The 11,597-nt window shown below is 64.7% G+C and carries 13 protein-coding genes; 8 read left to right on the top strand and 5 right to left on the bottom strand.

Features of this window, described 5'->3' with window-relative positions:
• Position 1 precedes the first annotated feature (1 nt).
• Together NCR37_RS21645 and NCR37_RS21640 are read right to left on the bottom strand one after the other, a co-directional pair.
• A complete protein-coding gene (locus NCR37_RS21645; protein ID WP_250474873.1) occupies positions 2 to 1,213 on the bottom strand; it encodes a putative DNA modification/repair radical SAM protein in 1,212 nt (403 codons plus the stop codon).
• A gap of 94 nt (positions 1,214 to 1,307) precedes the next feature.
• On the bottom strand, positions 1,308 to 1,691 hold the full coding sequence (locus NCR37_RS21640; protein ID WP_250474872.1) for a DUF3140 domain-containing protein: 384 nt from the start codon (positions 1,689 to 1,691) through the stop codon (positions 1,308 to 1,310).
• A 139-nt stretch (positions 1,692 to 1,830) separates the two neighbouring features.
• Here NCR37_RS21640 and NCR37_RS21635 point away from each other — a divergent pair, with 139 nt between their 5' ends.
• The 3 genes from NCR37_RS21635 to NCR37_RS21625 all read left to right on the top strand — a co-directional run bounded on the left by NCR37_RS21635 (position 1,831) and on the right by NCR37_RS21625 (position 3,172).
• Entirely contained in the window at positions 1,831 to 2,052 is a 222-nt protein-coding gene (locus tag NCR37_RS21635; RefSeq protein ID WP_250474871.1) for a hypothetical protein, read from the top strand.
• A gap of 142 nt (positions 2,053 to 2,194) precedes the next feature.
• The gene (locus tag NCR37_RS21630) at positions 2,195 to 2,518 is read left to right on the top strand and encodes a hypothetical protein (protein ID WP_250474870.1); all 324 of its coding nucleotides are present in this window, start codon (positions 2,195 to 2,197) and stop codon (positions 2,516 to 2,518) included.
• A 357-nt stretch (positions 2,519 to 2,875) separates the two neighbouring features.
• Positions 2,876 to 3,172: a hypothetical protein gene (locus tag NCR37_RS21625; RefSeq protein WP_250474869.1), complete on the top strand. Its 297-nt coding sequence runs from the start codon at positions 2,876 to 2,878 to the stop codon at positions 3,170 to 3,172.
• Between the two features lie 72 nt (positions 3,173 to 3,244).
• On the opposite strand, the gene NCR37_RS21620 is transcribed toward NCR37_RS21625, so the two are convergent.
• A complete protein-coding gene (locus tag NCR37_RS21620) occupies positions 3,245 to 4,204 on the bottom strand; it encodes an aldose 1-epimerase (protein WP_250474868.1) in 960 nt (319 codons plus the stop codon).
• Positions 4,201 to 5,001 carry a phytanoyl-CoA dioxygenase family protein gene (locus NCR37_RS21615; RefSeq protein WP_250474867.1) on the bottom strand — a complete coding sequence of 267 codons (801 nt, stop codon included), beginning with the start codon at positions 4,999 to 5,001 and terminating at the stop codon, positions 4,201 to 4,203. The genes NCR37_RS21620 and NCR37_RS21615 overlap by 4 nt, the downstream gene beginning before the upstream one ends.
• A 190-nt stretch (positions 5,002 to 5,191) precedes the next feature.
• On the opposite strand from NCR37_RS21615, the gene NCR37_RS21610 reads away from it, so the two are divergent.
• The 5 genes from NCR37_RS21610 (at position 5,192) to NCR37_RS21590 (ending at position 11,007) form a co-directional block, all read left to right on the top strand.
• Positions 5,192 to 6,295 carry a LacI family DNA-binding transcriptional regulator gene (locus NCR37_RS21610; RefSeq protein ID WP_250474866.1) on the top strand — a complete coding sequence of 368 codons (1,104 nt, stop codon included), beginning with the start codon at positions 5,192 to 5,194 and terminating at the stop codon, positions 6,293 to 6,295.
• A 118-nt stretch (positions 6,296 to 6,413) separates the two neighbouring features.
• Positions 6,414 to 7,415 (top strand): ABC transporter substrate-binding protein, encoded by a 1,002-nt coding sequence (locus tag NCR37_RS21605; protein ID WP_250474865.1) that lies wholly within the window; start codon positions 6,414 to 6,416, stop codon positions 7,413 to 7,415.
• Positions 7,416 to 7,482: 67 nt separating this feature from the next.
• Positions 7,483 to 9,045, top strand: a complete 1,563-nt coding sequence (locus NCR37_RS21600; RefSeq protein ID WP_250474864.1) for a sugar ABC transporter ATP-binding protein — start codon at positions 7,483 to 7,485, stop codon at positions 9,043 to 9,045.
• Entirely contained in the window at positions 9,042 to 10,049 is a 1,008-nt protein-coding gene (locus tag NCR37_RS21595; RefSeq protein ID WP_250474863.1) for an ABC transporter permease, read from the top strand. The genes NCR37_RS21600 and NCR37_RS21595 overlap by 4 nt, the downstream gene beginning before the upstream one ends.
• Before the next feature lies 1 nt (position 10,050).
• Entirely contained in the window at positions 10,051 to 11,007 is a 957-nt protein-coding gene (locus tag NCR37_RS21590) for an ABC transporter permease (RefSeq protein ID WP_250474862.1), read from the top strand.
• 37 nt (positions 11,008 to 11,044) lie between these two features.
• On the opposite strand, the gene NCR37_RS21585 is transcribed toward NCR37_RS21590, so the two are convergent.
• Positions 11,045 to 11,533, bottom strand: coding sequence for a low affinity iron permease family protein (locus NCR37_RS21585; protein ID WP_250474861.1), 489 nt, complete (start codon positions 11,531 to 11,533; stop codon positions 11,045 to 11,047).
• Positions 11,534 to 11,597: the final 64 nt, after the last annotated feature.

Here is an 11,597-nt window from a genome sequence, read left to right as displayed (position 1 = left end):
GCTAGATGAGCGAAAGCTGCACCGGCTGCGTGGAAAGCGCCTTTCGCAAATGCTCCGACGACGCTTCGGCGAGCGGCGGCCGATAGTCCTCGGTCACGACGAAAGGCTTCACCTTGTCCATCGCGCAGCGCAGCCGCGCGAGATCCGCGTAACGCACGCGCCGCGCCCGGCGCAGCTCCGCGATGCGTTTCGCGTTGCGCATGCCGATGCCCGGCACCCGCGCGATCATGCGCACCGGCGCGGTGTTCAGATCGACCGGGAAACGCTCGCGATGCGCGAGCGCCCATGCGAGCTTCGGATCGACATCGAGCGGCAGATTGCCTGCATCGCCGAGCAATTCGGCGGCATTGAAGCCATAGCCGCGCATCAGAAAATCGGCCTGATACAGCCGATGCTCGCGCAGAAGCGGCGGCGCCTTGGACGGCACGCCGGACGGACTGTCGGGAATCGGGCTGAACGCCGAATAGTAGACGCGCTTCAGCTGATACGAGCCGTACAGCGTTTCGGCGGTGCCGAGGATGGTGCGGTCGTCGGTCTCGTCCGCGCCGACGATCATCTGCGTGCTTTGGCCTGCCGGCGCGAAACGCGGTGCGCGCGGCTCGGCTTCCGACTCTTCACGCGCGACGCGAATGTTGCCCATCGCCAGCCTGATGGTGCGGCCGCTCTTCTCCGGCGCGAGGCGTTCCAGACTGATCTCCGTCGGAAGCTCGATGTTCACGCTCAGGCGGTCCGCATAGCGCCCCGCTTGCGCGATGAGGCCGGGATCGGCGTCCGGAATCGTCTTCAGATGGATGTAGCCGCGGAACTGATGCTTCTCGCGCAGGGTCTTTGCCACGAGCACCAGCTGCTCCATGGTGTAGTTCGAAGACCGAATCACGCCCGAACTCAGGAACAAGCCGTCGATGTAGTTGCGGCGATAAAAGTCCAGCGTCAGCGTGACGACTTCTTCCGGCGTGAACCGCGCGCGCGGGACGTTGCTGGAGCGGCGGTTGATGCAGTACTGGCAGTCGTACAGGCAGAAGTTCGTGAGCAGAATCTTGAGCAGCGACACGCAGCGGCCGTCCGGCGTGAAGCTGTGGCAAATGCCCGAGCCCGTGCTCGCGCCCAGCCCTTCGACGCCGCGCGATTCGCGCTTGGGCGCGCCGCCGCTCGCGCACGATGCGTCGTACTTCGCGGCATCCGCAAGAATTTCGAGCTTTTCGGACAGTTCCATCTTGGCTATGATACTGTATATACATACAGTATGCTAATCGTGTGGCGGGAAGTTTGCAAACCGCGCGTTAGTGGAAACATTGCGGCGTCACCTGCTATTTCAACGGATCATGACCCCAGTTCATCAGCGAGTAGCGCCACTTCGTATGCTCGATATCGCCTTCCGGGCGTTGCGCGAGGTGGCGCTTGACATAGCCAATGACCTTGCGCATGTGGCCGTAATCGTCGGCATGCAATTCGCTCTTCTTCGCGCCGAGCAATTCGATAATGCGCCGCCCGGACTGATGCCCGACCGACTCCGCGTTTCCGTCTTTTTGGCCCACGGCCTGAGATTCATCCGTCGCCAGCCATTTTTCCAGCTGGTGCGCCGTCATGTTGACGAGCGCCTTGAACTCGTCGAAGGTCGCCTTGTCTTCGGCGTCCGCCGATTGTGCATGCTTCTCTTGCGTCTTTTCTTGCGTGTTTTGGTGCGTGGCCATGAGCGCGCTCCGTTGGTCAGATCAGCCGCATCACTGACGTCGAGCAAGCACCGCTCCAGCGGTGGTTACCGCACGCGTGTCTGGCCCGGCTTCGGAAGGTCAGCCTCGACGCCACGCACTCTCTTGTGGAGAACTTCCCATGCGTTTTGACTACAAGAATTTTCACATCGACTGCACCGCTCGCCATGATGAAGACGGCAGCTTTCATGCGCGCGCCCGAATCACCAGCGCGCCCAACGAGCACACGCCGAACGTGGAAGTCCACGAATCCGGCGATCTCGACTCTTTCCCGAACGAGTGGGACGCGCTGCATTGCGCGCGGGCGTGGGCCATTGAATGGTGCGACGAGGCGCTAGCGTAAGCGAATCGGACTGTCTTCCCGGTAGCCGCGCTGGGGAGCGCGAACGCTTACAGCTGCGGCACACGGATTGCACGATGTAGGGCGCGACGCCGCGCAGGCGAACCCAAGCGGCGCGTCAAATTATCAATTCAAGGGAGGCACCATGAAAATCGCCAAGAAGAGTTTGCTCGTGTCCGCAATGATTCTGAGCCTGTCGGGCGCCGTGTTCGCGCAGGGCGCAGGCGGCGGCGCCGGTGGTGGTGCGGGCGGCGGCGGAACGGGAGGCGGCACGGCAGGCGGCAACGGCGCGGGACAGGGCGGCACCGGCATGGGCACGCCGAACGCGAATGGCGCGACAGGCGCAACGTCGGGCGCGACCGGCTCCTCCACCATGGGCTCGGGCAGCGGTTCGAGCAGCAAGATGAACAAGATGCACAAGAAGAGCGGGTCGGGCTCGTCCGGTAGCGGCACGTCGAGTTCGGAATAACGCGTTCGCTTATTGCAAGGCCGCCCGGTTCGCGTCGTCCATTTGCGCGGGCCGGGCGTCATCCCTCCTGAGCTTTCTCATTCCCCCCATACGCATCCCTTCCACATAGGGATTTCGCGTCTTCTCCCCAGACCCTAATGTGTGCCTGCGCGGTTTCTCATCGCGCCGCCGCATACGAGCGATTTCCCGGCATCGCATGACACGGGGTCAGTCGTGCCGTCTGCGTCGTGGTTGGTCGCTTTCGGCCGGCGAACGCGCCGGCTTCGCACGGTCGCAGCGCGCCATTTTTCCACCGCTGCAAGGAGTCCGGAAACGTGTTGCCGGCTGCTTGTGCATTCGCTTTCGAGGAGCTGGAACATGAAGACGAACGTCAACCCGAGATTCATCGCGATGATGGCGGCCTGTGCGCTGGCCGCGAGCATCGGCAACGCACGCGCGCAAGGCATGCCCGACACGACGCAACAAGTCGTCCAGACGATGCGTCCAATGGATACGTCACACACTGCACGGCAAGCCGACGTCGCGACGACCGACTCCGCATCTGGTGAACAAGCCTACGGCGGCACGAAAGCCGGGACGAGCATGTCGGCTGGCGGGCGCACCACGGAGACATGCAGCGGCCTGCCCCAATGCGAGGTGTTCTTCGGTCATTAAGCACTATGGCGGCGCGACCAGCGACGTGCAGGACAGAAGCACAGGCGCTCGTCGCGCCAGCCACGATCCACCCTACTCGACCTCCGGCGTCAGCCAGAACCGCGCGCTGACTGACTCGCCCGGCGCGAGCACGCCGCCGCCCTTCAGCGACTCGTCGACATCGAGATTCACCCAATCCGCGACATTGCTGACCGGCTCGACGCACAGCAGCGACCCGAACGACGAAGGCGCATAAATCACCGTGAAGTCGAACGGCGCTTCCGCTCGCAGCGTGACTGACCGATGCTCGCGCGGCCACGCGACCGAGGTCTCGCGCGACCAGCCCGTGAAGTTATTGTCGAGATCGAAGGCATCGGCAGACATGCCCTCACGCGATGCCAGCGCGTCGATGCACGGATGCGGGCCAGCGTGCGTCGGCAACGGATCGGGCGTCGTATGCCACATCGACCCGACCCGCGTGCGCACAACGGTGTGCCCGGTGCGCGGAAAGTACGGATGATGTCCGAGGCCGAAGGGCATCGGCCGGTCCGACAGATTGCGCAGCGACATGGTCACGGTGAGCGACTGCGCATCCAGCGCGATGTCCTGCGCCGCTTCGAAGGCGAACGGCCAATGATGCGCCGGTTCCTGCGAAGGCACATGCGACAACGTGAGACGGGCGCTCGCCTCCGAGACGGCATCGACGCGCCACGGCCGCCGCCATCCGTTCCCGTGCAGCGCGTGCGGGAACGCATTGCCGTCGCCGGATAGATCGACGAGCGCGCCGTCGAATGTGAAGCGCGCATCGCGAATACGGTTGCAATACGGCACGAGCGGAAAGCTCGCCATGCCGAGCGGATTGCGCGCGGCGAGCGCATCGACGGTGGCGGGACGCAGCCAGTGCAGCGCGCCGCCTTCATTGGGCTCGCGGGCGTCGAAGAAAGCCGCGATCGCGCCGCCGACATGCGGGGCGAGCAGCACGCGCCGCGCGCCGTGGCGCAACTCCACGAGCGCTTCGTCCGCGCGGCCGGACGGGGTTCGATCGGCGCTCAATATGCGAACTGCCGGTAGTTTTCGTCGAAGATGCGCTCGGTGCGCTCGACCACCGGGTTGTAGCGCAGCAGTCGTTTCGCGCGCGGCGGCAGGTCGGCGAGCACGGCGCGCGGCACGTCGATATGCACCTCGGGCCGGAAATACCATGCGCGGCTATAACCGATCACGACCATCGGCCGCGGTTCGTCGATGTAGTTGGGCGTGCCGCGATGCAGCCCGCGCACATCGCGGATCATCACGTCGCCGACGCGCATCGGCACGCGCTCGGGAGGAAAGCGTCCATCGGCGAGACCGGCGAGCGCTTCTTCGCGCGAGACGCGGTGCGTGCCGCGCGTCGTCTCCAGCGAGCCGTTGCGCTCGTCTACATCGACGAGCGGAAAGTTGACGGCAAGCTGGAACGACGGCGTTTCGGGCGCGTCGTCGAAAAGCGGCGGCGTATCGCGATGCCAGTCCTGGAAGTCCGAACCCAGAACCGGCGTGTCGGTCGCGAGCTGGCACATGACCGGATCGCGTCCCGCCACGCGCTCGACGATGGCGATGATGTCCTCGTTACAGATGATCGACGGGTCCGCGAACTCGCCTTCGAACGGCAAGGTCACGTAATAGCGGCCCGGCCCGCGGTTGCCGCTCGCCGATGCCTCGCGCGCCGCATCGACATGTGGCTGCAACAGCGGCGCGAACGCCTCGCGCCATGCTTCGAGCTTCGCGCGCTCGAAGTGATCCGGCAACAGCACGAAACCGTCTCTCTCGAACGCTTGTGCAAGCGCGTCTCTCGTCGTCTCGTCGTATCGGCCCATGCGCCGCTCCTTTCGGTCGTCAATCGGTCGGAAAGAGAATCGCACGGCAGTAATAGCGTCGTCAATATTATTAGTAATACTCGGTGAAAACCCTGTGCCGCTCATGTTCTGGCTAGGTGGTTTCCGTGTTGTTCATCACTAATATTAGTGTTAAGGTCTGTCGCCAAGCCTCATACGCCGCATCCGTCCGATGAAGAAAACCACGCAGCGCCGCCCGACGATGACCGACATTGCAAAGCTCACCGGAGTTTCGCAGTCGACGGTGTCGCTCGTGCTCAACAACGCGAGCGGCGCGAAGTTCTCGGACGTCACGCGCGACAAGGTGCTGCGCGCGGCGCAGGAACTCGGCTATCGCATGACGCCGCGCGAGCCCGCCGCGCTGGATGCGTTCGACACACCCGGCGCGCAGAGCGAACGCAATCTGATCGTGTATCTCGCCGATGAGATTTCGACGAGCCCGCATCCGGTGGTCTGCATCGACGGCGCGCGCGACGCCGCGTTCGCGCATGGCCGCCTGCTCGCCGTCTATTCGACGCACGGCAACGCGGAGATCGAAGCGCGCGTGCTCGCCGCGACGCTCGACCATCCCAACCTGCTCGGCGTGATCTACGCGACCGTCTACACGCGGCTCGTCGCGCTGCCCGCGGCGCTCGCCAAAGTGCCGACGGTCCTGCTCAACTGCTACGCGAGCGAGGCGAATCTGTCGTCGGTGGTGCCGGCGGAAGTCGCGGGCGGACACACGGCGACGGACTATCTGCTCGCGGCGGGGCATCGCCGCATCGGCTATATCAACGGCGAGCCGTATCAGGACGCGGCCCGCGACCGGCTTAAGGGCTACCGCACCGCGCTCGCCACGGCGGATTTGCCGTTCGCGCCGGAACTCGTGCGCGAAGGCGACTGGAGTTCGGGCGCCGGCTTCGAGCAGACGCTCTCGCTCATGCGCGAGCCGAATCCGCCGACGGCCATTTTCTGCGCGAACGATTTGATGGCGCTCGGCGCCATTGAGGCGCTCAAGCAACTCGGGCTGCGCGTGCCCGACGACGTCTCCGTGGTCGGCTACGACGATCAGGAGATCGCGCGCCACACGCATCCACCGTTATCGACCGTGGTGTTGCCGAACTACGATCTCGGCCGCTGGGCGGTCGAAACGCTTCTGCAAGAGGAACACAACCGCGCCGTCGGCGCGCCGTTACGGCGCCGCACCGTCAAGCTCGACGGCCCGCTGGTCGAGCGCGGATCGGTGAAGGTCATTGCCGAAGCGAATCAGCTTGCAATTAATAATATTAGTGATTAGCCGCTAATACAGCGCTAAAAACAGCGCGAAAGGCAGCAGCATCTCTCGCATCAGACAGACCGGGCAACAACAAGCATCGGCATTACCAACAAGACGAATCATCCTATCGGAGGAAGACATGCTGTCGCTAAACAAGAAGCTCCGCTCGGGCCTGCGCCCGCTCGCCGCCGCGCTCACCGTTCTGACGCTCGCAGCCGGGGCCGCGCACGCCGCCGACGACGCGCTGCCGAAGATCCCGAACAAGAAGCCGCTGCGCGTGGGCTTCGCGCAGACGGAGAGCAACAACCCGTGGCGGCTCGCGGAGACCAAGAGTTTCAAGGACGTCGCATCGAAGTGCGGCTGGCAGGTCATCATCACCGACGCGAACAGCTCCGCCGCCAAGCAGGTGTCCGACATCCAGAGCATGATCGCGCAGCACGTCGATCTGCTGGTGTTCCCGCCGCGCGAAGAAAAGCCGCTCGCGCCGGTCGTGTTGCAGGCGAAGAAGGCCGGCATTCCGGTGATTCTCGTGGACCGCAACATCGATCAGTCGATGGCGAAGGCCGGGCGCGACTACATCACGTTCATCGGATCGGACTTCATCGATCAGGGCCACCGCGCCGCCGACTGGCTCGTGAAAGCCACCAACGGCAAGGCGACGATCATCGAGCTCGAAGGCTCGACCGGCGCGTCCGCTGCGAACGACCGCAAGAAGGGCTTCGACGAAGTCATCGCGAAGAATCCGGGCATGAAGATCATCGCGTCGCAAAGCGGAGACTTCGCGCGCGACAAGGGCCGCCAGGTCATGGAAACGCTCTTGCAGGCGCATCCCGACGTGACCGCCGTCTACGCGCACAACGACGAAATGGCGCTCGGCGCGATCGCCGCCATCAAGGCGGCGGGCAAGCAGCCGGGCAAGGACATCGTGCTCGTGACCATCGACGGCACGAAGGGCGGCCTCGAAGCGATCAAGGCGGGCGAACTGGGCGCGAGCGTGCAGTCGAGCCCGTTCTTCGGACCGCTCGCGTGCGATGTCGCGCAGAAATACGCGAAGGGCGAGACCATTCCGCCGTGGGTCAAGGTCTCGGATCGCTTCTACGACAAGAGCAACGTCGACGCCAGCATGCAGTACGGCTATTGAGCGAAGCAGTCTCGTTGGTTCGCGGGCGCCTTCGGGCGCTCGCTTTTTCAAAGGACGGAAGCGCCGCATGGCCACTGCTCCCCTACTCGACATGCAGGACATCGACATTGCCTTCGGCGGCGTCCCGGCGCTCAAGCACGCGCGCCTCACCGTGGCGGCCGGCGAAGTACACGCGCTCATCGGCCAGAACGGCGCGGGCAAGTCGACACTCATCAAGATTCTGACCGGCGCGTATCGCAAGAGCGGAGGAACGATTCGCTTCGACGGACGCGAAGTGGATTTCCGCACGCCGAAGGAAGCGCGCGAAGCAGGCATCAGCACGATCTACCAGGAGATCAATCTCGTGCCGTTCCGCTCGGTGGCCGAGAACATCTTTCTCGGACGCGAGCCGCGCCGCTTCGGCCTGATCGACTGGAAAACGGTGCAGCGGCGAGCGAATGAATTGCTGGAATCGTTCGGGCTGCATATCGACGTGCGCAAGCCCGTGCGCGACTACTCGACCGCCATTCAGCAGATGGTCGCGCTCGCGCGAGCCGTCTCGTCGGATGCGAAGATGGTCATCATGGACGAATCGACGTCATCGCTCGATGAGCGGGAGGTCGAGCTGCTTTTCGGCGTGGTGCGCCGCTTGCGAGACGACGGACGCGCGGTCATCTTCGTGTCGCATCGGCTGGACGAACTGTACGCGCTGTGCGACCGCGTCACCGTGATGCGCGACGGCCAGACGGTCGCCGAAAGCACCATGCAGGAGATGGACAAGCTCAAGCTCGTGACGACCATGCTCGGCCGCACGCTCGCCGCCGTCGTGCATGAAGACAGCGCGGTGAAAGAAGAGAATCTGGCGAAGCGCGGCGCGGTTGCGTTGAGCGCGCAGTCGCTCGCCGCGGGCGCGAAAGTCACGAACGTATCGCTCGACGTGCATGCGGGCGAAGCAGTGGGTCTTGCCGGATTGCTCGGCTCGGGCCGCACGGAGACGATGCGCCTTCTGTTCGGCGCGGACCGTCCTTCGCGCGGTTCGCTTACGGTGGCGGGCGAAAGCGCCGCGTTCAAGTCGCCGAAAGATGCGATCACGCGCGGCATCGCGTATCTCACCGAAGACCGCAAGGCCGAAGGCATCGTGCCGGAGCTTTCCGTGCGCGACAACCTCACGCTCGTCTGCCTGCCCGCGCTCACCAAGCGCGGCGTCGTGGATGTCGCGAAGCAGCGCGAAATCGTGGACGGCTTCATCGCGTCGCTCGGCATCAAGCTGCGCTCGCCCGATCAACCGATACGCGAACTCTCGGGCGGCAATCAGCAAAAGGTCTTGCTCGCGCGCTGGCTTGCGACGAATCCGCGTCTTCTGCTGCTCGACGAGCCGACGCGCGGCATCGACGTGGGTGCGAAAGCGGACGTCGCGAAGATCGTGCGCGAGTTGCGCGATGCGGGCATGGCCGTGCTGTTGTCGGCGTCCGAACTCGAAGAGCTGACCGCCGTGGCCGACCGCGCGGTCGTGATCCGCGACGGCGAAACCGTGGCGGAACTCGATGGCGCGCAGATGAACGAGGCATCGATCATGGATGCGATCGCCTACGGCTCGGGTGAAACATCGACGCTCGCGCAAGCGACGGCCGCGCAAGGAAACGACTCATGATCGACAAGACGCAACCTGCTGCACGACCCGTAGCGCCGCTCGCCGCGGACGCGCAAGCCGCGCCCGTCAAGAAGCGGCGCGGCGTCGCGATTCAGCGCGAGATCATCGTGCTCGTCGCGATGATTCTGTTCAACCTGTTCTTCACCGAGCACTTCTGGTCGCTCCAGACGTTCAACGTGAACCTCACGCAGGTGGTGACGATCGTGATCGTCGGCATCGGCATGACGCTCGTGGTGGCGACAGGCGGCATCGACCTGTCCGTGGGCGCGTCGATGGCAATTGCCGGCGCGCTGGCGCCGATGCTCTTCATGAACATCGAAGGGCCGCTCGGCATTTTGCTCGCCTTCACCCTGCCCGTGCTGGCCGCCGCGTTGTGCGGCGTGTCCAACGGACTGCTCGTGACGCGGCTTCGCGTGCAGCCCATCGTCGCGACGCTCGTGCTCTTCATCGCGGGACGCGGCATCGCGCAAGTCGTGACCGACGGCAGCCTGCAGGCGTTCAACAATCCCGCGTTTCAGTGGATCGCGCTCGGCAAGGTTGCGGGCGTGCCGTTCCAGATTCTGCTGATGCTCGCGCTCGTCGCCGTCTTCACGTGGATCGTGCGCAAGACGCTCTTCGGCAAGTATCTGCTCGTCACGGGCGGCAACGAGGACGCCGCGTATCTCTCGGGCATTCCGACCGCGCGCGTGAAGCTGATCGCGTACACCGCATGCGCCGCGCTCGCGGGTCTCGCCGGGCTCATTTCGATCTCGGTGAATTCATCGTCGGATGCGAACGTCGTGGGCCTCGGCGTCGAACTCGACGCCATCGCGGCCGTCGCGGTCGGCGGCACCGCGCTCACAGGCGGCAAGGCGTATATCACGGGCACGCTGATCGGCGCGCTCATCATCCAGCTATTGCGTTACACGCTGCTCGCGCACGGCATTCCGGACGCCGCCGCGCTCGTGCTGAAGGCCGCGATCATCATCGCCGCCGTGTACGTGCAGCGCCGCCGAGGCTCATGACATGAAGAAGAACCTTCCTATCCTGATCGCGCTCGTCGCATTGCTGGTCTTGGGCGTCGTGCGCTACGAGCATTTCGCCTCCGCCTACAACGTGACGTCATTCTGGCGATACAACTCGATGTTCGCGCTGATCTCCATCGGCATGGCGTTCGTCATCATCACGGGCGGCATCGATCTGTCCGTGGGCGCAGTGGCCGCGCTCGCCAGCGTGGTCGCCGCGCTGGCGAGTCCGCACGGCGGCGTGGCGGGCGTGCTCGCGGGAGCGTTCGCGGGGCTGGCGGTGGGCGTGTTGAACGGCATCGTCATCACGCACATGCGCATTCTGCCCTTCATCGTCACGCTTGCGACGAGCCTCGGCGCGCATGGCCTCGCGCTGCTGCTCGGCCATAACGATGCCGTCGCGATCGCGTCGGACACGAACTTCGCCGCCTTCGGACAAGGCGACCTGTTCGGCCTGCCGATTCCGGGCATCGTGTCGCTGGTCGCTGCGGCGCTCGGCTGGATCGCGCTGCGCAGCTCGCGCTTCGGCCGTCATGCGCTCGCGATCGGCGGCAGCGAGGAGGCATCGCGGCTGATGGGCCTCAACGTCGATCGCACGCTCGTCGCGGTGTATGCGTTGAGCGGCTTGCTCGCGGGCATCGCGGGCGCGATTCTCGCGGCGCAGTTCGGCGCGGGACAGCCGAACGAAGGCGTCGGCTGGGAACTCTTCGCCATCTCGGCGGTGGTGCTCGGCGGCACGCGGCTGACGGGCGGCGAAGGCTCCATCGCGATGACCATTGCAGGCGTCGCGCTGCTCGGGCTCGTCTTCAACCTGCTGAACTTCGAAAACGGGCTCGGGTATATCAGCCTGTCGGCTTACTGGCAGTCCGTGATTCGCGGGCTTTTCTTGTTGCTCGTGATCGTTCTGCAAGCGCGCGTGCTGAACCGGCGCGTCGTGCCGGCGAAAGTCACGCATTGAGCGGCGTCGCGCGGCGCGCGAACCGCCGCGTCGACGCTCAATTCTTCTTTTCCGCGCTGCGGGGCGACGCGCCGGCCGCCGCCTCGCCGCCTTCCGATGCCAGCCGCAGATACGCGGCCGCGAGCCTGCGCAATTCCTCCTCGCTCGCGTCTTCGATGCCGATCAGGTGATTGCTCGCCGCGCGATGCGTCGCGAGCAGTTCATTGAGCTTGAGATGCAGCGCGACGCTGTCCTTGTTTTGACTCTGCTGGATAAGAAACACCATCAGGAACGTGACGATGGTCGTGCCGGTGTTAATGACGAGTTGCCAGCCGTCGGAATAGTGAAAGATGGGCCCGGTGACGACCCACGCGACGATGCTCGCCACCGCCAGCCCGAAGGCGAACGGCGAACCCGCCCAGCGCGTGACGAGGCTCGCGAAACTGTCGAACGCGCGCATCAACGGGTGCGATTTGGCGTAGGCGGGGCTGGACGTGTCGGGAATGGTTTCGAGTTGGTCCGTCGAGGTCTGTGCTTTGCTGTTCATGCTCTCCTCCCTTCGTTTCAGAAGGGCGCCAAGCAAGAGCCGTTCCTTTCAGGAACATTCCGAC

It is taken from the genome of Caballeronia sp. GAFFF1, assembly GCF_023630705.1.
Classification (GTDB): Bacteria; Pseudomonadota; Gammaproteobacteria; order Burkholderiales; family Burkholderiaceae; genus Caballeronia.
This window is presented reverse-complemented; position numbering and strand designations above follow the sequence as displayed.